Source organism: Litoribacterium kuwaitense (assembly GCF_011058155.1).
Taxonomy (GTDB): Bacteria; Bacillota; Bacilli; order Bacillales; family DSM-28697; genus Litoribacterium; species Litoribacterium kuwaitense.
This window is the reverse complement of the sequence record NZ_JAALFC010000007.1, coordinates 23,567-47,073: the sequence shown is the minus strand read 5'-3', so window position 1 is coordinate 47,073 and position 23,507 is coordinate 23,567. Positions and strand designations below refer to the sequence as shown.

The window sequence follows — 23,507 nt, the reverse complement described above, 5'->3', positions numbered from 1 at the left end:
TCAGTTTAGCATAATTCATCCAGCGGTGGTTCTTTTTACACGAAAACATTCATTGCTCATACATGAATAACGTCTGATGCTGAGTCCATAGGCACAAAAAGAGCGTCGTCATTATATGAAATAGTAAATGATTTGGTTAAAATCTGTTCCTAAAGTCCTCAAACGATTGTATACTTGGATCGGTGGGTGATTTTTCTATTATTGGAGATGAGTTGCTATGGGGCAAAATCGTACATTTAAGCAATTAGAAAGAATTCTCACGATTCAACGGCTGTTAACTGAACGCGAATTTATGACGAATCATGAGCTCTCCGAGTATTTTCAAGTGTCATCGCGGACAGTCATACGTGATATCAACTTGCTGGACGATGTCGGTTATCAAATTGTGTCTGATCCAAAGCTTGGTTATTCCCTCGTTCAATCGCCTGTGCCCAGTCAAAGGTTCCTTTCGGCTGAAGAGTGGCTCGCCTTGACGATTTACCCGCGTCTCTTGCAAGGGCATGTGACAGATGACGCTGCGTATGATATCTATCAATCTGGTTTAGAGAAAATGAAGATGTATACGAAGGGAACTGCTCAAGATCAGGTGGAAAGCTTGTCGCAAGGTCTCGGGGAGAGGATTCGTTTCCAAGAAGCGGGTAAAGACCGCCACGAGGGGAGTTTAATGCCGCTCATTATTCGTGGAATGACGGGAAATAAAATACTTGATGTAAGGTATTACGGCATTACTCGCGACCAAATATCAGAAAGGCTGATACATCCATACTACATTGTTCCGCGGCTTGGACATTTATATTTAGTCGCATTTTGCGAGAACAAGCAGGAGATGCGGACGTTTCGATTAGATCGTTTTAAGCACGTCCACTTGACGGACGAGACGTTTACGATGAATCCTCATTTTTCCATTGAGTCTTATCTTGAAAAAAGCTGGGGCATTTTTAATGGGGATGAGGAAGAAACGCACTTTGTTGTACGTTTTAATTCACAAACAGCACGATATATCCAAGAGTTAACCTTTTACGTCGATACTGAAGTCACCACATGTGAAGATGGTTCGGTGCTTTTGCGTGCAACTGTTAAAAGTAAGCTGGAATTTTTACGTTGGGTACGACAATTTGGCTTGAAAGCAGAGCTGTTGGAGCCAGTTGATGTGAGGGATGAGCTCGCAGAAGAGTATCGCCAGCAATACGAACAATTAAAAAAGTCGCAACAGTTTTCTATCCAGTGACAGAAGCTGTCACTTCGCGAAGTATACTAAATACATCAGGTTTTGGAGGTGAGATGATGCGCTTTGCCGTGACGTATCAAACGGATGTACTGCCTTTGAGTTACCGAATGACGGTGCTTAGTCTTGTGAAAGAGGCTTTGCGAACAGCCGATCAGACTTATTTTGAAGAGCTTTATGAAGAACGAAATCATTTAATGAAACCGTTTAGTTATAGTGTCTTTTTGCACGACTTTACATTTCAAGGTGACCAGATTCAATTATCATCATTGACGATTACTTTTAGCTCTTCAGATATGGAATTTATGCTTCATTTATTCAATGGCTTGCAGCAATTAAAAACGTTTCAGCCGGGCAACTATCCTTGGGTTCAAAAACAAATGCGGATGGTTAAAGAGACGAGCATAACGTCTTCTTCAGCGATATTCCGCACACTTTCGCCGATCCTCATCGAGTCTAAAGACGGAAAACCGGTGTCTCCTGAGGAACCGAATTATGCAAAAGAATTTCAATATTATGCACATTTGAAGATCAGGGAAGTTTTCCAAAGAGAGCCGCTGCGTCCGATTGAGATCACAGCAGGATCAATGAAGAAAATGGTCATTAAAGAGTCCAATCAATGGCTGCGTCAAAAGGAGCCGTCCGCAAAATATTTGTATTTTACTGCCTACCAAGGGCGAGTTCGCTTGCAAGGACATCCTGACGATTTGCAACTCCTTTATCAAACAGGTGTAGGGAAACGTTCTGCCCAAGGGTTTGGCTTATTAGAACTTGAGCGAGAGGAGGGATGATTAATGGAAGGGATTCACATTGAGGCGGAAGACTGGATGATGACAGCTGGCTTAATCGGCTTTACCCGGTTGTTTCCAGAAGATGAGGCTTTGGTCACCTCGACTGGTATTTTTTTGCAGGAGCATCATTTGCAAGAGATTGCTGAGCGTTTTTTTCGTTATTTGCTGGACACCTTTAATGTCATCGACCGCGATGTGCACAGCTTCTCATGGTATACCCTACAACTGCAGAAAAAACCAGAAAAAGCAAAAACGTATGCAGCTGATGTACGTAAACGCATGAATGATCAAGTGAAAAAAGTGCAGAAGTATTTTCCTGAGTCTCAGGAGTATCAACAATTAAAGCAATGGATGGAGCGGATGAAAGAGATTAAAAAGGAAGAAGACCTTCCTTTGCTTGAAGAAGCGATCACATCATATGAGAGGCTCATGTCCGTCGATTTCATCAGAGAGAAATTGACACTCAATTATGTGAAATCAGTGATTCTTGGCCCTTTCTTTGGACAAACGTCATTCTTGCAGCGTACATTTAATGCGCGCTCGACGGAGGACCATGTGCAGCAATTTCAAACGGATTTTGTTTCGCCCGCGCTTGATGAATTAAGGTTCTATGCGGTGTACCAATCAGGAGATGTGGAAGAGGTTAAGAGCTTTTTACATGAAAATGTTCATCATGACGACTTTAAGCGGTGGCAAAAGGCATTAAAAAAGATGTCCCATATGGATGAAATACATAACTTCTTTAAAGAGAAACAGCTGCCTTGTTCCTTCATTGACGAACTCGTTGGTGTTCAGTCATTTGAAGAGAAAATTTTTGGTCCACTCGCTTTTTCAAAAGATAAAGCAGTTAACTTTAGCTGGGAATTTGATAAGAAGACGCCTGTTCCGATTAGTGCCACGGCTCGCCTTCTGCTCTTTTTAGTGCCGCTCGGGCTTGCCTTTTATTCACGTAAAATCGGCACGGTATATAACAACGATTCTTTACGTTATGGCGGCTTGGTTCTATCGCAGCAATCCTTTCCAAATATCTTAAAAGAGAATGAGACGTATTACGCCATGCGGTCAAGAGAAGGGAATTCTTTTGGTGAGACCGTAGCGACCATTTTGCAAGAATCGATGCATAAGGCAGACAAGCTGATCAAGTCTTATCAAATTATTGAAGTGCATTCCAACATCGATGCGAAAAAAACGCTTCTCGATGCTTACCATATGCCAGTCTATTTAGCCCGCTACTTAGGAAACCATGGCAATGGGATTAAGCTCTTATATGACAAAACATTACGAGATCAGTTTGTGCGTACGGCTTTGAAAGGACAAGACACAAAGCAAGTGTTATTTGATTATGTCCGGCTGGCGATTGCAGAGCCGTTCCATGCGGTCGGTGCTTTTCACGCTGTGAGGGAACGCGCTTGTATTCAAGAAGCGAGAGAAGGAGTGGAGCAGTTGAGAAATCAAGACAAGCGAATTACGTTTATGTATTACCAAGGCGTTAAAGTTCGTGAGGCAATGGTACAGAGTCGGGGGCAAGGCGGAGACGAAGGTCCATACCGAGCCAGTGGGCGTAAAAAGCTTGAGAGTATCGCGTATCGTTTGCTTAACGCGCTCAAAGCTGGCAACCAACAGGCGTTTATGGATACCGTTTTTCGGTTGTATATGAACACAGATGAGGAGCTGCCGTCGATGTTTCTCGATACGTATAAAGAGGATGGGCTCGATTTTGAAACGGTTGCCGGTGCATTTATTTCAGGATTAATGGGCAATGAATCATCCAATGTAAAAGGAGAAAAACAGGGGGTCGAAGCACATGGGTAAAGCGGTCACATTTACGATTGTTTTTAAAGCCAATTCGTTGAACTATGGGGAAGGAATTGCGAATGTGTCGGAATTAAAGAAGATCCATCGCGGAAACGGCGATGTTCATACGTTCGCATCGCGCCAAAGCTTGCGTTATGATATCGTTCGCCTCGGAAACGAGTGGTTTGGGTGGAATTTAGATACCGTTGATAAAACGAAAGGCACGTTGCAGTTTAAAGATGACATGTCGATTGAGGACTCTGTCGAAATGGATTTGTTCGGTTATTTAAAAACAGGTAAAGTCTCGCAAAAGCGCCCGGCGGTTGCAAGGCTGTCTCATGCCGTGTCCCTTGAACCTTATCGTTCAGACCTTGAGTTCTTGAATAACATGGGTCTGGCGGAACGCATTGGTGAAACGCCGAACTTGGCGAATATTGAGCAGCATGAAAGCTTGTATGCGTATACTGTCACGATCGATTTAGCAAAAGTCGGCGTGGACGGCGATGTTGTGTTGTCGGATGAGGCGAAAGTTGAGCGTTTACACCAGTTATTTGACATTATTAAGATGCTTAATCGTAACATCCGCGGACGCCAAGAAACGCTGGCACCGTTGTTTATCATTGGCGGCGTGTACCCAGTGGCAAACCCGTTCTTCTTAGGACGTGTCCATTTGGAAAAGCAGACGAAAAGCTTTGATTTGAACCTTCGCGGCTTAAAAGATGTCACCGAAACGACATTTGGCAGTCATGCAATCGGTGAAAGCACGCATATCGGCCACGTCAGTGGTATTTTTGGTAATGAAGATGCCTTCAGCCAAGTTACGGAGGGGCGTATTGGGTCGGTGGAAGCCTTTTTTAAAACGATGAAAGATGACGTTCAAGCGTATTATGGAGTTCCGGTTTCATGAAGGCTTTACGATTAAAGCTTTACCAGCAAACGGCTTGTTATAAAAAGCCGTTCGCTTTTAAAGTGTCGGAAACGTATCCGTTGCCACCATACGCGACCGTCAAAGGGATGCTGCACGCGTTGTTGCAAGCGACCGAGCTCATTCCAATGAAATTGAGCATTCAAGGAAGCTACGATACGGTCATCAGCGATTATCAAACCCATTATTTCTTTAAAAAAGCGAATACAAAGGAATTTGCGCTGACAGCCGATGGTCTCGGCGTTGATCGAGACATGTCTGACGTCACGACGATGCCTATTTATACACAAATGCTCTACGACGTCGAATTGCTCATTCACGTACAAGCATCCGACGAAGTGCTTCGTCAGCTTCAAGACGTGATTGCCAACAGTGCACAACACCTCAGCCTTGGACGTTGGGAGGATTTAGTCCGTGTCGATGCGTGTGAAATGGTGGAGCTTCGTGAGCCGGAAGAAGATTACCCTTTAAAATACAACGCATATGTACCACGGGAATGGCTGGATGAGGGCGATTTTTTCCCTTATAAACTCAATTGGACGTACCGTTCGGTCAATCACGTCCGGGTATGGGATAAAATCAGCGTCGGCTATGTGCAACATGGGTTTTACCTTTCAAGCGAAGAAGCACCATTTTATGTAGACGTGCATGATGATGTCGTGCTGTTTCCAAGCCAATGAAGAGGTCACCTTTTTGTTGGCTTCTTTTTAGTCAATCATGATAGGAAAGAGGCTGGTGTGATGACATTTTATGCAAAATCAAGTCCGGTTGAGACCATTGCAGCGCATACGAATGAACTGCTCAAACGTTATGATGCGTTCAAACGTGTTTATCAACAGCGGTTGCCACTATCTGCACGGGATTGGACGTTGTTGAAAATTGCGATTCAGTATCATGACGTTGGCAAAGCAGATCCCTTTTTCCAAAACAAAATCCGGCGTGTGCTGGGCTTATCAGAGCTGCCGGCACCATCGTCCTTTGATGTCCCGCACAATTACCTATCTGTGCTGGGCATTCCATTAAAAGAGGCTGGTATTGAAAAGGATGAACAAAAACTGTTGTATCAAGTGATCGCCTACCACCATGAGCGCGATAAAAAGCCGCCAATAACAGACGAAATTAAAGAGAATTACAAGCAGAACATTGTGCCGGTCGTTCGAGAGATTGCCGAACACATGGGAATCCCCATTGAAGATAAAGTCAGGGCTGCGAAAATCAATAAAATCAGTCATCAGTCCCGAATTCAAGAAGACGACCCCGAATACTTGCGCTATGTGTTGCTCAAAGGCTTACTGCACCGTATCGACCACGCGGCGTCCGCTCACGTCCCGATCGAATTGGCCCCGGAAATGAATGTTGCTGCGTCGGTTAACGCGTTTATGGATACACAGTACGCAGGAAATAAAAAGCCGCTCCAACATTTCACTGAATCTCATCAAGACAAGCATGTCGTTGTCGTGGCCCAGACAGGCATGGGGAAGACGGAGGCAGGGTTACTATGGTTAGGTGGGGAAAAGGGCTTTTTTACCTTACCCTTACGCGTCAGCTTAAATGCGATGTACCGAAGGGTGATAGACGGAGAAGGCATACACTTTTCAAAACGGACGCATGACGAGCTAGGAGAAGAAGCGGTCGGTCTCTTACATTCATCAAGCCTTGAGTACTTTTTAAGCGATGACGCTGTCACCGGCGAAGCCAACGACGAGATGCTTGAGAAGGTCCATGCGCAAACGAAGGAGTTTGCCAATAAGCTCGTCATTTCTACGGTCGATCAAATTTTAAAATTTCCTTTTTACTATCTCGGCTTTGAAAAAGAGTATGCGACCGTTGCGACAGCGAAAGTCATCATTGACGAACTTCAAGCGTATGAGCCGAAAATGGCGGCCTTACTCGTGCGCGCCATGGTGATGATCGATCAAATTGGCGGTTCCTTTTTAATCATGACGGCGACGTTGCCAGAGTTTTATTTGAAGGCATTGCAGCGTGAACTCAAGCATTCAAACACGCCTCTCGTCTATGAAGAGTTTATCGATGACACCGTACAGCGTCATCACGTCAGTGTTTCACAAACGGCGATTCTTTCGTCCGAAACGATATCAGCGATGGTCAGTGCTGGAGAGACGAAGAAGGTTCTCGTCATCTGCAATACCATTGCGCGCGCACGAGAAGTGTTTACCGCCATTCGTGAAACAACGGAGCACGTGTGGTTGCTGCATTCCCGTTTTACCCAACAAGACCGGGCCCGTTTAGAACAAGATATTCTCGCCTTTGCCGCCGGCGAAGCGTCCGGCATATGGGTGACGACACAGCTCGTAGAGGCAAGCCTCGATATCGATTTTGACCTGTTGTACACAGAAATGTCGTCGCTCGATAGTCAATTTCAACGCTATGGCCGTTGCAATCGAAAAGGGAAAAAGTCCGTGGCAGAGCCAAATGTCTTCGTTTTCCTTGAAGACGTGACCGGTGTCAAATATGTGTACCATGAGGACATTTATCATCGAAGTGTTGCGCTTTTAGAGCAACATGAAGGCATGCTGCTCGAATCACAAAAAAATGACATGATCAAAGCACTTTACAATGAAGAGTCTCTAGAGGGCTCTGACTTTAAAACGCAGTTTGACCAAGCCTTAAAAGAGTTAAAGCAACGCGCCCTTTATTCGACGAAGAAGACCGAGGCACAGAAGCTATTGCGCGACATCAATCAAGTCCAAGTGATCCCGCGTCAATTCGTCGAAACCGAAGCTATTCAGACCGCCTTAGCCAATTGGGAAATCGCCGAGACCCGTGCTGAAAAGCGTAAAGCACGCTACGAGATCGAACAATATGCCACGAGCGCCAATCCGTATCAGGCAAAAGACATCCTTTCTGACTTTCCACTTATCAAAGGGCTCCAGATCATCGATTGCCAATACGATGAAGCGCTAGGATTGTTGATCGATCAGAAGCTTGACCCATTTTATTGATTGGTGGTGACTAGATGTGCAGGAACAGACGATTGGCGGCATTGAGTTAAACTATCTCGCCCTGTGTCCGTTAAGCTATGGCTCTACAAACGGGGCATTACAATGGAGCATGAGTCGGACCGTGTGCTTGAAGGGAAAATTTTACATGAAGAAAGTTATCCCCGGCTGCAGGAACGAGAAGTGCTAATAGACAATGCTTTTAAAATGGATCACATCGATGGTAAGTATGTTCGTGAAGTGAAAATGTCCAGTAAGATGCAAGAGTCGGATCATTTGCAAATGCTTTTTTATCTGTATCAGCTTGAACTTCGTGGGGTCCAGAAACGAGGCCTCATCAGCTATACGAAAGAAAAGAAGACCGTCGAGGTGATTTTGGACAATGATGAACGGGCAAAAGTGAAACGCGCGATTGCACAAGCATATCGGGTGATAGAACAAGCAAAGCCGCCTGTTGTGAAGAAATTACCTTACTGCAAGTCATGTGCTTACTTCGGATTTTGTTACGTGAGGGAGGCCGACGAATATGCTACGTGACCACTACGTGTTTTCGAACGGGCGTTTAAACCGAAAGCATAACACCATTTACTATACGGACGATCAACAAAAGCAAACACCACTTCCCGTTGAAAAAATCCGCAACCTTCATGTCTTTGGGGAAGTCGATTTGAATACAAAACTGCTCAATTATGTCAGTCAATTCGATATCTGTCTGCATATCTACAATTATTATGGGTTTTACGCAGGAACGTATTATCCGCGGGAAAAAACATCGGTTTCTGGGTTTCTGATTATTAAACAAGCAGAACACTATTCTGATAGGCATCGCAGAGTGTATTTAGCCAGTCGTTTTTTAGAAGGTGGTGTACATCATATGCTCAGGAACTTGCGCAGACACAAGGTTGAAAACGAGGAAAGCATGTATCTCATCCAAAAAGAGTACAACAAGAGTCAAGAAGCGTTGGATATTCAGACGTTGATGGGGCATGAGGGGGTTATTCGCAAGCATTATTATCAAGCCTTCGCCCAAATGCTCAAGCAGGATTTTTCGTTTGAACGCCGCGAAAAACGTCCGCCCAGAGACCCGTTAAATGCCTTGTTTTCCTTTGGAAATACGTTAATGTATCGCACGGTGCTGTCCGAAATCTACCGTACAACACTGAATCCAACAATCAGTTATCTTCATGAACCATCGACAAAACGCTTTTCGCTTAGCTTAGATATCGCTGAAATATTTAAGCCATTAGTCGTCGACCAAGTGATCCTTTCGTTGATTAATCGAAAAACCATAACGAAAAAACACTTTGATGTCCTCGATCATGAGATCTGTTTTTTAAATGACGAAGGCAAAAAGCGATTTATCCGAGCGTGGGAAGACCGTCTAGAAACAACTGTGAAACATAGACAGTTAAAACGAAATACATCTTATAGGTACTTGGTCAGGCTTGAATGCTACAAACTGATCAAACATTTGCTTGGCGATGATGTATACAAGCCCTTGAAAGCTTGGTGGTAACAAACATGTTTATCATCATCACTTACGATGTCGGTGAAAAACGTGTTGGTAAAGTTTGTAAGAAGCTCCGGAAGTATTTAGACTGGACGCAAAACTCAGTTTTTGAAGGAGAAATCACTCAAGGAAAGCTAAAACAATGTCTAGCAGAACTCGATCGTATCGTAGACTATGATGTTGATTCAATCTACCTATATCAAGTGGCAAACCCGAAAAATATAAAAAAGATCGTTTATGGGCATGAGAAAAGCGACATCGACTTGTTTTTATGATCTTCCAAAGGGTGTTAGGAATGGATTGCCTCATTCTGTGGCGAATCGATTTTTTGGATAAAACGATGAAAGCCATGGCGCTCTGAGGACACAAGATAGATTAGAATGATTTTAAAAACACGACTGAAGGTTCACTGCAAAATGAAAAAGATTTTTTCACCGCCCATCTCCGCTGAACCTTACAGCGAGAAGGGATTTCATCGGGTTGATCTGGAGCGTTTTATATGAACGTAGTGGGTTATAAACGCGGCTGTCAAACCCTGCACTTTATCCTGTGATCGCTGTTTTATCTGAACGTAGTGGGTTATAAACTCGCCCTTGCCATAAAAGAGCTGATGTAGAGAACCGGTTTTATCTGAACGTAGTGGGTTATAAACCTGTTCAAATATCGATGCCTAACGGTGGATTGCTTAGTTTTATCTGAACGTAGTGGGTTATAAACCTATAGACATACCCTTCACTATCTACAGCTACTGAAGTTTTATCTGAACGTAGTGGGTTATAAACTGTGGTTTATCAAGATATCTTCAACCCTGCTTTGTAGTTTTATCTGAACGTAGTGGGTTATAAAGCAGATTGTTACTCATTGCAAAAAATCTGAACGTAGTGGTTCAATCGTTTTCACCGATTTTCTAAAGGGTCGTCTCGTCTAAACAGGCTATTTAAAGTTTGTGACATGACTTTATTCTGTGAGAATTTTTAGACTTTTCAAGGAAAACATGCCAATCTCGTCCTTTGAGGCATAAATTAAGCTGTATTTCTATGAATCTATCGCAAAAATCGAATTCTTGTGATATGGTAAACATGTGTAAAAATGGAATAAATATAAGACTTTTGGCAGGGGGGATTCGATGGAGGTTTTATCTGTGGAAACACTGATGAAAGCGACTCCATTTCACTCACGAGTGGAGATTGAAGTGAACCATCAAGATGTGAGAACTCATGTTGAACCAGGTGATTGCATGCAAGAACTCAGGGCGCCTGCTGTCAAAGGGATGATGCGCTATGTTTGGCGGTCTATTCAAGATCCCCAGTGCTTCCCGGAAGAGATGAGAAAGAGAGAAGCTGAGCTTTTTGGGATGATTTTAAATAATGATACCTATAAGTCGCCTGTGTCTATGAAAATAGAATCAATGGTCAAAAAGGAGGGGCATTCAAAGGTCATTTTTGAACTTCCTAAGGGTAACAACATGTCCGAAGGTTCGCAGTACCTTGATAAATGGGTGAAAACATTTCTCCTTGTGTGTTATCTCGCAAGTGTTGGTCGGAATCCCAAAAACTATCGCCACAATAGTAACTGTACGAAAAAAAGATAGATCATGCAAACTGGTTTTTAACTGTAGTCAACGCTCCGAAGCAAGTTTCAGCTTACAACCTTAAAAAAGAAGCCTTTCGCCAGGGTGAATTTCTTCAACATCTTAAGGGGTTGATTGATCAGGTTGGCAGTGCTGAGTTTGAAATTAGAGGCAATAAACTGAAGCGAGATCTTGTAAATTCAGACCCTAAATTTCCTATTCTAAAGAGCGCTCAGTGGGAGAAAGAAGATAAAAACAATTCAAAATATATAAAGAGGGTTACAGACAAAGCATATTTCACAACAACTTTTGTATCGCAACCCAAGAAAAACAATCCATTTAATCGGGGGAATCGCCGGTGAAGCAATATCTCGCCATTATTACATTAAGCGGTGTGCAATCATTCATTGAACAATCTCGAAAAACGGGGGATCTGTGGGCGGGAAGTCAGTGGATGGCTAAGACGATGGATCAGTTACATGATGAAATCATTAAGAAGTATTCCTTTTGTAGCGTTATATTTCCACAGGGTGTTTCGTCATCAAAAGACGCATTTCGCGTTGCATTTCCAAATCGAATCGTGCTTCTTTTAAAGGGGGAACAGACTGGTGAGGAATATGAACGTGAGATCCAATGGATAATAGATAAGCTTCAAAAACAAGCCGTTGAATCGTCTGTCCGTCAGATTAAACAACAATTTCCACTGATGCCGACAGATCTTGCGGATAAACAACTGCGGTCACTCTTTAAGTTTCATTTCGTTGTGACCTCACATGGATCAAGCCTAAAAGAAACGATGGATGAAGCTGAACAGCAATTACGAACAAAGAAAAAGCAGTTCGTCTATCAAGATTGGATGTCACAACCGGAACATGGGCTTGTCTGTCCAGTGTGCCAAGAACGTACAGCGTTGACGAATACACCTTTTACGCCTCGACTTTCTATGGGGAAGATGAAACAAATCGCATGGGAAACATGGACCCAACTTTGGGAAAAAGCCCAAGAAGATAGAAAATTTGTTCTTGCAAAGGAAAATGAGGCGCTCTGTGCCGTGTGTTTGAGTAAGCGCTTACGGTTGAAGGAAAGTAAATATAAATTTCCGAGTTTGGACGTCATTGCCGAAAAAAAAGACCCATACTATGGCTTGTTAATGATGGATGGCGATCAAATGGGCGACAGAATGAAACAAAGCCTTGATGACGGGCTAGGAACTTATCAGAACCTAAGTCAAGCAATTACTGAGTTTGCGCAAGGCGTTGTGCCAGACGTTTTCTCTGATGATGAGAAGTTACTTATTTATGCTGGTGGCGACGATGTAATGTCATTTCTTCCACGAAAGAACGTGTTGCAGCTTGCTGGAAAACTTCGGTTTGCCTTTTCGCAAAGTCGGCCCAGTTTAAATACCCAAACTGCATCCATGGGCATCGTGATTGCCCATCGTCGCCAGCCACTACGGCATGTTCTGGCAGAGACGCGGAAAATGGAAGCTTTGGCCAAGGCGCAAGAAGGGAAAAACTCGCTCGCCCTCACCGTTTTCCTTCGCAGTGGCACACCGCTTCAAGCAAGTCTCCATTTCGGTTATCACGAAGAACAATATAAAGATGAAGTCGAAAAAAGCTTAGCCGTGATCAAGGTTTTGCCAAACTCATTCCTATTTGAACTGGAAAAGGCTTTATTGCCGGGGCTTCTCTCTGAAAAAGAGATGATTCGGGCAGAGTTAAAAAGGGTTCTAAATCGCTCTGAAGCGCCAAATCGTCTTGTTATAGAAGGCCAGTTGGAATTATCGAAAGACGAGGCTAATGATGTCTTAATGTCATTGTATGACAGAGTCGGACGAGGGGCTTCTGAGGAAGATCGCCTCCAACAATGGATTGCGATGCTGCATATGTTCAATTTTATCGCTAAAGACGAGATCGCGGATAAGGGGGAATCTTAGTGGGTTTTTACGAGTTAACACCGATCGATCACTTTTTCTTTAAAGGCCACCACGTGATGGAACCCGGACTTGATAATGTAGCTACCGGCCTCTTTCCCCCTAGGACGAACACGGTTTATGGAGCGATACGGTCGACATTTATTCGTGAGATGGTCGGCGGTCCACGTCCGTTCGTCACTTTTAGAGATTCAAAGGTAGGTAACGATCAGGAATGGAGGTCATGGCTTGGCACGAAAGAAACACTCGGCCATTTAAGCTTAAACCAATTTGGGGTTTTAAAAACGAATACACAAGGTCAAAAAGAATTGCTTGTTCCGGCGCCAATGGGTTTGAGTTTAGAGATGACGGATGAAAAGAAGGTCATCCTCTCACTAAAATCATCTACAAAGAAATTAAAGGGGATTACAAACGACGACGTCTGGGTTTCGCTAGTATCACTTCAGAAGCTTCTTTCAGGTGAAATTGATCAAGGGGAAATAGAGGGAATTCATAAAGACGAGATGTTGTGTGTGGAGCCAAAAGTCGGGATGGCAAGAGATGGGCTATCACGTAAAGCAAAAAAGCATTTTGTCTATGAAATGGACATGTTGCGCTTTCGTGAAGGTTACTCTTTTTATATTCATATCAACCATACAGACGAAGAACCCCTCCAGCGCAAAGTGACGTTAGGCGCTGAACAAAAGCTGTGGACAATGACACCTTTTTCACCAGCAAGAGGTTTGGAGTCTAACAACATGACGGACGAAGCGGTGCAAGTCATTTTATTCACACCTATGCTTCTCGATCAAGATCCTGTCTGTTATTTAAGGGAACACGGCTTAACACTAGAATCGGTACGCGCAGATTCATTACAAATCCTTGGAGGATGGGATATGGGGATACATGGGCCGAAGCCAAGGCAACATATGCTTCCAGCAGGGTCCGTTTTGTCTTGTAGAAATGAGGATCAAAAAGAAATCGATCCATTCATACACATCGGTTCAACTGATATGTGTAAACAAGGTTTCGGTTGGGCACTCGTCGTACCATATGACAATGAAAGGAGCAAATCACGATGAACGCATACATATTTACTCTGCAAGCAGCTACATCAATCCATCCAGGTGGGGGGACTGAGATTGGTCTCGTCGACCAACCTGTACAGCGTGAACGACACACAGGATTTTTAAAGGTGGAGGCTTCCTCAGTGAAAGGTGGCTTTCGATTTGATTATGCTAAAAAACATGAAGGTAAAGATGAACAAGTAGCGCGAATATTTGGCGCAACGCCTAAGTCGACGAATCAAGATGAGCTATCCGAAGCAGAGGCGATCATCCCGTCAAACATCTTTTTTTCAGATGCACGTATTCTCTTCTTCCCTGTTCGGTCATTACAAAACGTTTACCAAATGGTCACTTGTCCGATGGTGCTTAAGCAATTTTTACGTGATTACAAGCTTGCGCATGGTGAGTCACTCGTTGAACAAGATTTGCCAGCGTTGGAGGAAATGCACTTTGTTCCGCATACAGACAATAAAAGTATCGATGAAAGAGTTGTGTTAGAAGAATTTGCCCTTGACCGGAGTGATGAGGCAAGCCAATTTATTGATTGTGTAGAAGCCATTTTTGAAAAACTAGGACGGGAATTAAATGAAATTAAACAAAGGCTGATCATCATTGACGATGTCACCTTTACCGATTTTATGAAATTTTCTACAGAGGTCGTTCCGAGAATCCGCGTTGGGGAGCAAGGTGTAGTTGAAGATGGGGCTTTATGGTATGAGGAAAATGTTCCACCCGAAACCATTTTTTATACGGTCGTTCACACAGAAGCTAAAGAAGCAAACGACTATGCACAGCAGTATGTTGACAGTCCACAGAGCATACGGCTAGGAGGCAACCAAACGGTTGGGCGCGGGGTCTTTCGAGTGTTTGCGAAGGAGGTCACACGATGACAAAGCGTAGTCAACGGCAAATAAAAGAACTTAAGGTGGCTAAGCTGGCGTTTGAACAAGTGAACGACGTGATGCAACCAAAAAATAAAAAAGAGAATCAAAAAAATTACCGCAGCTATGCACGAAAGCTGCCCGCCATGATTCAAATGAACGGTCTAGCATCTACGATGGCGTTTTATCATGCGAAGTCCAATAAAAACGCCTATAAAAAAATGATGGAACATATTCAAGCGTTTTTCATTGAAGAAGGTTTTCTGACTAACGAAGCGAAAGGCCATGATCAAGTATTGGAAACCATTTTAAATTGTGAAAGCAGTAAACAGTACCGAGAAATCACAACAAGCCTTCTTCATTATGCATCATATTTGAGCCGGTTTGCAGAAGGATTGTATGAAGACGAATAGGAAAAGGATGATAAAGACCATGGCGAAAGGCAGTAACCAAAAGGAGACGGCCGATTGGAAAGTTCCTGAATTCTTAAAAAGAGAAATATACAAAGTAAAGGAAGAGGAAGATAAACTTGTCAATGCACATTTCTCCTATTTATTTCATACGTCTCAAACGTCTAAAAAAACTAAAAAGCCGGACTTTGCACTTTTAGGTAAATACAAACTGCTAAACATTGACTCAAAGGGTAAGCAATATAAAACACAAGTTCAACAATACAACGATCGTTTAAAGAAAAGTCTTGATGAAAAAGGGCTTGTGGTCTTGTCGATCCACACGAATGCAGCACTTCCGGGTATGGGTCACCCACACTTTCTTGAGAACGGCTTAGCGCTTCATAAAGTGTATGGTGTTCCGTATCTTACAGGCGCAAGTATTAAAGGAATGACTCGCGCTTGGGCTGAAACGTCATTGCTTTATGAGCAAGAGGACCCTCAATTTGCATTGAAACAACAATTCCTTAATCAGCTTTTTGGTACAGAAGAGAACGTCGGTGCATTGGTATTCTACGACGCACTGTTTCATAAATTCGAGTTAAAACAAGATGTGATGGCAGTTCATGCTAAACAGTATTACCAATGTGGAGGGAGAATTAACCCAGGGGAAGGCGTCAATCCAATTAAGTTTTACGCTGTACAAGGAGGTGTTGAAGTCATCTTTGAATTGCAGCCTACTCCACAATTGGAACAACTCGTGGATTTTCCGGGTGGACTGAAGGCACTTGTCGAACAATGGGTAACGCAAGCATTTCAAGACTTTGGCCTCGGCGCAAAAAAGACGAGCGGCTACGGCAGGTTCAATCATCAATAAAACTATTTTTCTGGGGGAGGCATGATCATGCACGACGTATTTGTAAGCTATGCACATGAAAATAAAGATCCTGTGATCCGTCTACAGCATGCGATTTTGGCGAGTGGGTTGACCGTTTGGCGCGATGATGACGCATTAAATCCAGGCCATTTAGAAAGTGAGATTAGAGCAAACATTCAAAGGTCATCCGCTTATTTGTTATACGTTAGTGAAGATATGTTAGCGTCTGACTGTATTTGGAACGTTGAGATTCCCGAAGCCTATCGCCAATACACGAAAGACAATCAATATGTTATTTCGTTTATCTTTCCAGAGGATGATGATAAGATAAAGGCACGTTTTGGAGAGCGTTTTCAAGCGTTGACCAACCTCAGTTACCATGAATTTTATTATTTTGATGATCATCAGACGCTAGAAACCATTTGCAAGAAGCTCGTATCCGCACTCAAGAAAAGAAAGAGCTCTTCAGATGAGTGGCGTGTTGGATTGATCACAAGACAAGCATTCTATGTTGCGAATGACAATCACGACTTTTTGATTAATGCTTCACCATTTTTCGCAAATGCAGAAAACAACTACGATCTGTTAAGAGTAGGTATGCAGGTTGTTAGAAAGCATGTGAACAGTAACGTTCGCCTTTGTCCGGTCGCTCACCTGTCTGCTTGCGTGATGCTTGGACAAGTGTTTAGTAAAACAACGGGGAAAAAAATAACGATTGAAGGTAATAAAACGATATGGTCTATCACGGAAAATGATCATCAAGTCAATGAAAGAACGATTGATTTTGCTGACTTTGCGGGAAATGCAGATTGTGAAGATATTGTTGTAGCCGTTGATTTTACAGGCAACCATTGTGTGAAGTTGGTGAAAGAAGTAGAAACGTATGTCCAAAAAAATGCTTTACCACATGCAAAAAGGTATACTTGGGAGAAAGAAGCAGGGGAGATTTCTTCTGAAGAAGCAGCTGTAGCTCTTGTGAAAGGATTCGACCGAGCATTAAGGCGAATCAGTAACTTACAAGAAACAGCAACCATTCACCTTTTTATGGCGGCACCAGCGCCATTTGCTGTTATGTTTGGCCAATTGTTGAATATCGTACCAGGTAAAGAGATTAAGCTATACGAGTATTCAAATGGAACCTATCAACCGACCATCGTTTTAGATTCCAATAAGGATGGGGAAATGATTATAGAGGAACCAATGTCAACATAAGGATAGGTCATTTATAGAAAATCTAGGTGTATTGGCCTCTGAATTGCCTCATTCTGCAGCGAATCGTTTTTTTGGATAAAACGCTGAAAGCCATGGCGCTCTAAGGACACAAGCTAGATTAGAATGTTTTTAAATACACGACTGAAGGTTCACTGCAAAATGAAAAAGATTGTTTCAACGCCCATCTCCGCTAAACCCTACAGCGAGAAGGGCTTTCGTCGGGGGAATATGGAGGGTTTTATCTGAACGTAGTGGGTTATAAAGCCGGTTTGCTTCCGCCGTTAATACGCTCAAGAACCTGTTTTATCTGAACGTAGTGGGTTATAAAGCTTCGTCGTAATCCGGTTCCCGCGCGTCGACGATATAGTTTTATCTGAACGTAGTGGGTTATAAAGCAAAACTCACCTCAAGGCGTGAGCTATAGTGACCTGGTTTTATCTGAACGTAGTGGGTTATAAAGGAGGACATTACGAAGAAGGCGTTTCTTGTTACAGTCGTTTTATCTGAACGTAGTGGGTTATAAAGGTTTCTACTTTTTGTTCTAATGCTGAAACCCTAGAGTTTTATCTGAACGTAGTGGGTTATAAAGATTGTCAAGAATGTCGCGTTCGTCTTTTCGGCAGCATCGTTTTATCTGAACGTAGTGGGTTATAAAGTCAAGACGGCACTTAAAACGGTGTCGCCGAGTCAATGTTTTATCTGAACGTAGTGGGTTATAAAGTTGTGTGACGGTGAGGGAGAGATCACCCGCAATTCGGTTTTATCTGAACGTAGTGGGTTATAAAGGTGGTTTAGGTATACAAACGGTTTCCTAAACCGCAGGTCGGGTTTTATCTGAACGTAGTGGGTTATAAAGTTTAGACTGTCGATCAAATTAAGGCATACAAAAACGTTTTATCTGAACGTAGTGGGTTATAAAGGCGATCTATTAAAAGCGACGTCGTATATGCGCGAGCGTTTTATCTGAACGTAGTGGGTGATAAAGTTTTTAGCTTAGCTTAGCTTTGTCTTTGTCGATCTCTTTTTGTTTTTCTAAACGTAGTGGAGTAAGTCTCCTGCCCCCTTAGCGCTTGAAAAAAACCCAAGTGTTCTGAAAAACCCCATGATGCAGTGTTGATTGACAAAATGTCTACTTGGAGGGAAGTCTATTGAACTCAGATATTTTAAGCGTGCTCGTTGTAGACGATGAACTCCCAATTCGCGAGGATTTAATCAATTTTGACTGGGAACGTTGTGGCGCTGTTTTAGTAGGTGATGTGAGCGATGGAATGAAAGCGCTATCTTTTTGCGAGGGTTATAAACCAGATATTGTCATTACAGATATTACAATGCCTGTCTTGGACGGTTTAAAGCTCACAAAAGCACTCAAAGAAAAATATCCGGAAACGCAAGTGATCCTTCTCACTTGTCATAGCGATTTTGATTATGCGCAAAAAGCAATCAAGCTTGGAGCACTGGACTATTTGGTGAAGGTGACGTTAGAGGATGAGGCGCTCGAGCAAGTAATTTTAAAAGCAAGGGAGAAAATTGAAAAGGAGAAAAAGTATCAGGATTATTCATATGAGGAGCAAAAGTGGCGTGAATCGCAAAGGCTCTTACAGTGGATCAACAGTCAGGAAGACAACGATTTTCAGCAGCTGAACCTTGAGTTGCGATTTCCGTTGCGAATGGTGAGGCTACATTTGCATACGAATCAAAACAATCGAATTTTCGTTAATCGAGAGGTTCAACGAGTGCTTTCGGTGTTGGAGCGATCTGCGCAGCATTGTTTTATATGGATTCCTATCGAAGTTAGTGAATATGTATTGTTCTTCTTCCAAAGGGATGCGATAGCCTTGGAGAATGTATATGCTAACATTCATAGCTTCATTGATCGGATCAACCATGGGATTGAAAGAAATCTACCCTTTCTTTTCGATGACGTTGATTCTTTTGTTGCAGTCAGTGACGTACTTAATTTTAGCGAAAGTATTAAAAAGGCGTTTGATCAGTTAGCATTGTGGCAGTCAAAACGTTTTTATTTCTATGAATCGAGAATTTGTGCAGGAAACCCACCGGAGTTCACTACACTGACGAAGCAACGTTTACAATTAATAGAAAGAAAGTTCAGTCAAAATAAACACCAGTTGGAAAAGTTAATATCATTTTTTGAAAATGACTTTGCGTGTTGGGCAAACGAGCACTTGATTTATCCATATCAATTAAAGGACCTCGTTCTGCAGTGGGTTGTGAAGGATGAGAACATCTATGAAGTAAAAGAAAGTATCGGCTTGGCAGAGAGGATTTTTCAAGCCTCTACTTTGTCGGAGCTACTTTCAGAATTAATCTTTGTCATTCAGACAATTCAACCGAATAAAGTGAGTTACCGCTATGAAATAAAGCAAGCGATCGCTTTAATTAATGAACAAATATCACAACCGATCACACTTGCCAGTATTGCGGAGGAAGTGGGGTTAAGCCCACATTACATTAGTCGGCTTTTTCGTGAAGAGGTCGGCATTTCCTTTCACGCATTTTTAACACAAGTCCGTATGGAGGCAGCCATTCAACTATTGCAAACGACGAATTTAAAAGTCTATGAAATTGCAGAAAGAGTAGGCATTCCAAGCTATCGATATTTTTCAGCTGTTTTTCGCAAATGGACTGGAATGACGCCTACCGATTATAAAAAAGGGTGAGAAAGATGTTACGTAAAGCAATGCGATGGTATAGCAAACAAAGGCTTGGAACAAAGCACTTCATTTTTCTCTTCATCGTCACATCAGTTTTATTTATCACAATTGCTTGGAACCATCTGCAAGGTTCGAAGCGGCTGTTTGAAAAACAAGTCATTCAAAATTCTCAAGAGGTGATTTCGCAAACAAATGAGCATTTAAATACGCATTTAGACAACTTGAAGCAGATGCTTCTTTTTTTGTCCACTCAACATGCTTTGTTTGATCGAGGGAATGAAAGTTTAGCGACAAGCTTTTTAAATGAATATGGAGACATTAATAGCAATTATGTAAAAACCGTTTATCTACTTGATAAAAATGGAAAAGTGTTTTCAAATCGCCAAGTTCATTATGAAATTGTAGGAAACGTGTATATTGGAAGCTTGTTAAACAAACTCCCCAGTTCAATGAACGGTGTCATTTGGAGCGATCCTTATTACACACCTTTGTCGGGACAGACTGTGGCGTTTGTTAGTGCTGTACGTGGGAGCAGCAATGAATTAAAAGGTTATGCTGTGTTGGAAATTAATTTGGATCAGCTTACGAATAAGATATCTCCGTTGTTTAAGTCAAATAATCAAACTTTTTTAGTCACGACTTCAACAAAAAAACTTGTTACATCAGAGCCTTTCTCTCATTTACTGCCAATCGATCAAACCGTATTTCCTGCGCAAATTGTTTCTTCCTTTATGAGGAAAGTAACTCAATCCGCGATAGGTGTGAACAAAATTAAACATGATGAAAAAGAGCTGGTGGCTGTAAAGTCAAACGTAAATAAGTTTGGCTGGCATGTCATTTCAATCATCGATGAAAAATACTTTTATCAAAATATATTTGCTTTATATCGAAATTTTGTTAAAGCATCAGTGTTATGGATCTTCACGTTAATGATTACCTCATTGATGATCAGTCGACATTTCACTGCACCTATTCGACAGCTGGTGCACGTCATGGATCAAGTAAACGATTTGAATTCTATGCCAAAGGTACATGTAGTTCGCGAAGATGAGCTTGGTCAGTTGGCGCGGAGCTATAATGCAATGATGGTTCGTATTCGTGAACTGTTTAACACAGTAAATGAACTGGAGGTTAAGAAAAAAGATTCTGAATTAAAGATGCTCCAAAGTCAAATAAGTCCACATTTTCTTTATAATACGCTCGCATGCATCAATAGCCTGGCGAAACAACAACGAACACACGAAGTCCGCACAACCATCCATGCTCTCATTAGTTTGCTTTCGTATAGTTTTAATAAAACGTCAGAAAAGGTTCAATTACATGATGAACTGGAAGGGCTAAAGAAATACTTGCAAATTCAGCAAGTCAGGTATGGACATCAGTTTGAACTGAAGATCGCAATTGATGACGATATTCTTGAACATAAAGTATTGAAGTTATTATTGCAGCCGCTGGTGGAAAATGCGATCTTTCACGGAATTGTTCCTAAAGGGGAGGGGACCATTTGGATTTACAATGATAAAAAAGATGACCAACTTAGACTGTATATTCGTGATAACGGCGTTGGGTTTAATAAGAACTTACAAAAAGGCTTACTGACAAAAGTTTTAAATGACAGCTCCAAGCATGGATTTAACAGTATTGGCTTAACCAATGTTGAAGAAAGGATAAAAATTCATTATGGAGAGAAATATGGGCTCCGCATGCGAAGTAAAGAAAAGGTTGGAACGATCATACGTATTGATCTTCCGCTGAAGCAAGAGTAGACCTTTATTCACAACATCGCTGACATTTTTATAACATCAATGTATATTTCAGATCAGCAGCGAGTGTTAGACTAAACAAAAAATGAAAGCGTTAACAAGAGGAGGGGAGACATGAGGTCGAAAACAGCCATAGAACAACAAACGAGTGGGAAGCAGATGACGCTTGTTCAATCTATGTTTAAGCAAATATGGAAATTTCGAACGTTTTATCTGATGCTGCTGCCGGGTTTGCTTTGGTTTGCCATCTACAAATATCTGCCGATGTACGGTGTGATCATCGCATTTAAAGAGTATGACTTCGTAGGGGGGATCTTTGGCAGTGAATGGGCGAATCCTTGGTATAAATACTTCCAGCAATTCTTTGAATCACCGTATTTTTATCAATTATTAACAAACACGTTCTTGATTAGCTTCTATAAACTGTTCTTTGGTATGGTTCCCTCAATTATATTAGCCATCTTACTGAATGAGTGCCGAGTGTCATGGTATAAGCGCTGGGTTCAGACGTTAAGCTATATGCCCCATTTTCTTTCATGGGTCATCATTTATGGAATCAGCCTTGCGTTCTTGTCGCAAAGTACAGGGTTGATTAACCGCTGGATTGTAGAGGCTGGGGGAGATGCGATTCCTTTTTTGACTTCGACGGACTGGTTTCGTTCTATCCTTGTCGGTTCTGAGGCTTGGCAAAATTTAGGCTGGGGGGCGATTATTTATTTAGCGGCGATGGCGGGGATTGATCCGAGTTTATACGAAGCAGCGAAGGTTGATGGAGCGAGCAGGATGAGAATGATTTGGCACATTACTTTGCCAGGAATACGAAATGTCATTATTTTGCTCTTTATTTTACGGCTTGGACATATGCTGGACGCGGGGTTTGAACAAATTTATATTATGTACAATATTCAAGTTTATCCTGTTGCAGATATTATTGATACTTGGGTATTCCGTACGGGTCTTGAGCAGATGAACTTCAGCTTGGCTTCAGCTGTCGGATTATTTAAATCAGTCATTGGGCTGGTGCTAGTATTAGGAGCCAATCAAGTAGCGAAAAAGTGGGGTGAGGGCATTTGGTAAAAGGGAAAGGTGATAAACTATTCGATTATGCCGTTTTTATCATCCTCGGACTTGTCGGAGCTTCGGCCGTTTTGCCATTACTTTTTGTGCTATCGGTCTCGGTCACTCCATTTGGTGAAGTGTTAAAGAATGGAGGATATATCCTTTTCCCTAAGTCGATCACATTTGATGCATATGAACAGCTCTTATCGCAGGCAAAAATTCCGAATGCTTTTAAAGTCACCGTTTTTATTACAGTTGTCGGAACATTGATCAATCTTATTTTAACGACGTTAATGGCGTATCCTTTAAGTCGTAAAAATCTTCCTGGTAGAGGCTTCTTTCTTTTCATTGTTGTTTTCACCTTATTGTTTAATGGAGGACTTGTACCAACGTATTTAATTGTGAAAGAAACGGGCTTGATCAATTCGGTTTGGGCAATGATCATTCCAAATGCGATTTGGAGTTTTAATATTCTAATCATGAAAAGCTTCTTTGAAAATTTACCCAATGAGTTGTTTGAATCAGCAAGAATTGATGGGGCAATGGAATTAAGAATTTTATGGCAAATTGTCCTTCCTCTGTCTCTACCTGTCATGATGACGATCGGGCTGTTTTATATGGTCGGCCATTGGAACGAGTTTTTTCAAGCAATTATGTATGTGACAGATCAATCTTTATACCCTCTGCAAGTGGTTGTCCGGGATATTCTAATGCAAAATCAAGATCAATTAAATGCAAATGTAGACAATATGGTGCCGACTTCAACGATGCAAATGGCGGCAGTCATTATTGCGAGTGTTCCAATTATTCTTGTCTACCCTTTTATTCAGAAGCATTTTACAAAAGGGATGCTTTTGGGATCGATTAAAGGATAAAAATACAGGAAGGAAAGGGAGGAGA

At 42.2% G+C, this 23,507-nt stretch carries 20 protein-coding genes and 2 CRISPR repeat arrays; all 20 genes read left to right on the top strand.

The annotated features are described in order from the left end of the window. Positions 1-217: 217 nt before the first annotated feature. Complete coding sequence (locus tag G4V62_RS06470; protein ID WP_165200363.1) at positions 218-1,228, top strand: helix-turn-helix transcriptional regulator; 1,011 nt, start codon at positions 218-220, stop codon at positions 1,226-1,228. A gap of 56 nt (positions 1,229-1,284) precedes the next feature. Next, complete coding sequence (cas6, locus tag G4V62_RS06465) at positions 1,285-2,016, top strand: CRISPR-associated endoribonuclease Cas6 (protein WP_165200362.1); 732 nt, start codon at positions 1,285-1,287, stop codon at positions 2,014-2,016. 3 nt (positions 2,017-2,019) lie between these two features. Further along, positions 2,020-3,828: a hypothetical protein gene (locus tag G4V62_RS06460; RefSeq protein ID WP_165200361.1), complete on the top strand. Its 1,809-nt coding sequence runs from the start codon at positions 2,020-2,022 to the stop codon at positions 3,826-3,828. Then, the gene (cas7i, locus tag G4V62_RS06455) at positions 3,821-4,717 is read left to right on the top strand and encodes a type I-B CRISPR-associated protein Cas7/Cst2/DevR (RefSeq protein WP_165200360.1); all 897 of its coding nucleotides are present in this window, start codon (positions 3,821-3,823) and stop codon (positions 4,715-4,717) included. The genes G4V62_RS06460 and cas7i overlap by 8 nt, the downstream gene beginning before the upstream one ends. Further along, positions 4,714-5,415 (top strand): type I-B CRISPR-associated protein Cas5b, encoded by a 702-nt coding sequence (gene cas5b / locus G4V62_RS06450; RefSeq protein WP_165200359.1) that lies wholly within the window; start codon positions 4,714-4,716, stop codon positions 5,413-5,415. Before cas7i ends, cas5b begins: the two co-directional genes overlap by 4 nt. Before the next feature lie 60 nt (positions 5,416-5,475). Further along, positions 5,476-7,698 carry a CRISPR-associated helicase Cas3' gene (cas3, locus tag G4V62_RS06445; RefSeq protein WP_165200358.1) on the top strand — a complete coding sequence of 741 codons (2,223 nt, stop codon included), beginning with the start codon at positions 5,476-5,478 and terminating at the stop codon, positions 7,696-7,698. A 102-nt stretch (positions 7,699-7,800) separates the two neighbouring features. Then, the gene (locus G4V62_RS06440; protein ID WP_212508684.1) at positions 7,801-8,232 is read left to right on the top strand and encodes a CRISPR-associated protein Cas4; all 432 of its coding nucleotides are present in this window, start codon (positions 7,801-7,803) and stop codon (positions 8,230-8,232) included. Then, positions 8,222-9,211 (top strand): type I-B CRISPR-associated endonuclease Cas1b, encoded by a 990-nt coding sequence (gene cas1b, locus G4V62_RS06435; protein ID WP_165200357.1) that lies wholly within the window; start codon positions 8,222-8,224, stop codon positions 9,209-9,211. The genes G4V62_RS06440 and cas1b overlap by 11 nt, the downstream gene beginning before the upstream one ends. Before the next feature lie 5 nt (positions 9,212-9,216). Continuing rightward, entirely contained in the window at positions 9,217-9,480 is a 264-nt protein-coding gene (cas2, locus tag G4V62_RS06430; RefSeq protein WP_165200356.1) for a CRISPR-associated endonuclease Cas2, read from the top strand. Positions 9,481-9,697: 217 nt separating this feature from the next. Further along, positions 9,698-10,052: direct repeats of the CRISPR family, unit length 29 nt; unit sequence GTTTTATCTGAACGTAGTGGGTTATAAAC. Positions 10,053-10,331: 279 nt separating this feature from the next. Beyond that, positions 10,332-10,796, top strand: a complete 465-nt coding sequence (locus tag G4V62_RS06425; protein ID WP_165200355.1) for a hypothetical protein — start codon at positions 10,332-10,334, stop codon at positions 10,794-10,796. A gap of 337 nt (positions 10,797-11,133) precedes the next feature. Next, on the top strand, positions 11,134-12,711 hold the full coding sequence (gene cas10, locus G4V62_RS20530) for a type III-B CRISPR-associated protein Cas10/Cmr2 (RefSeq protein WP_165200354.1): 1,578 nt from the start codon (positions 11,134-11,136) through the stop codon (positions 12,709-12,711). Beyond that, the gene (locus G4V62_RS06415; RefSeq protein WP_165200353.1) at positions 12,711-13,769 is read left to right on the top strand and encodes a type III-B CRISPR module-associated Cmr3 family protein; all 1,059 of its coding nucleotides are present in this window, start codon (positions 12,711-12,713) and stop codon (positions 13,767-13,769) included. Before cas10 ends, G4V62_RS06415 begins: the two co-directional genes overlap by 1 nt. Continuing rightward, a complete protein-coding gene (gene cmr4, locus G4V62_RS06410; protein ID WP_165200352.1) occupies positions 13,766-14,644 on the top strand; it encodes a type III-B CRISPR module RAMP protein Cmr4 in 879 nt (292 codons plus the stop codon). The genes G4V62_RS06415 and cmr4 overlap by 4 nt, the downstream gene beginning before the upstream one ends. Further along, positions 14,641-15,048: a type III-B CRISPR module-associated protein Cmr5 gene (gene cmr5, locus G4V62_RS06405; RefSeq protein ID WP_165200351.1), complete on the top strand. Its 408-nt coding sequence runs from the start codon at positions 14,641-14,643 to the stop codon at positions 15,046-15,048. Before cmr4 ends, cmr5 begins: the two co-directional genes overlap by 4 nt. Positions 15,049-15,067: 19 nt before the next feature. Next, entirely contained in the window at positions 15,068-15,901 is an 834-nt protein-coding gene (cmr6, locus tag G4V62_RS06400; protein ID WP_165200350.1) for a type III-B CRISPR module RAMP protein Cmr6, read from the top strand. Positions 15,902-15,928: 27 nt separating this feature from the next. Then, positions 15,929-17,113 (top strand): SAVED domain-containing protein, encoded by a 1,185-nt coding sequence (locus tag G4V62_RS06395; RefSeq protein WP_165200349.1) that lies wholly within the window; start codon positions 15,929-15,931, stop codon positions 17,111-17,113. A gap of 235 nt (positions 17,114-17,348) precedes the next feature. Next, positions 17,349-18,098: direct repeats of the CRISPR family, unit length 29 nt; unit sequence GTTTTATCTGAACGTAGTGGGTTATAAAG. Positions 18,099-18,261: 163 nt separating this feature from the next. Next, the gene (locus G4V62_RS06390; protein ID WP_165200348.1) at positions 18,262-19,791 is read left to right on the top strand and encodes a response regulator transcription factor; all 1,530 of its coding nucleotides are present in this window, start codon (positions 18,262-18,264) and stop codon (positions 19,789-19,791) included. Between the two features lie 5 nt (positions 19,792-19,796). Further along, positions 19,797-21,551 carry a cache domain-containing sensor histidine kinase gene (locus G4V62_RS06385; RefSeq protein ID WP_165200347.1) on the top strand — a complete coding sequence of 585 codons (1,755 nt, stop codon included), beginning with the start codon at positions 19,797-19,799 and terminating at the stop codon, positions 21,549-21,551. A 174-nt stretch (positions 21,552-21,725) separates the two neighbouring features. Continuing rightward, on the top strand, positions 21,726-22,625 hold the full coding sequence (locus G4V62_RS06380) for an ABC transporter permease (RefSeq protein WP_165200458.1): 900 nt from the start codon (positions 21,726-21,728) through the stop codon (positions 22,623-22,625). Beyond that, complete coding sequence (locus G4V62_RS06375; RefSeq protein WP_165200345.1) at positions 22,619-23,482, top strand: carbohydrate ABC transporter permease; 864 nt, start codon at positions 22,619-22,621, stop codon at positions 23,480-23,482. Before G4V62_RS06380 ends, G4V62_RS06375 begins: the two co-directional genes overlap by 7 nt. Positions 23,483-23,507 lie beyond the last annotated feature (25 nt).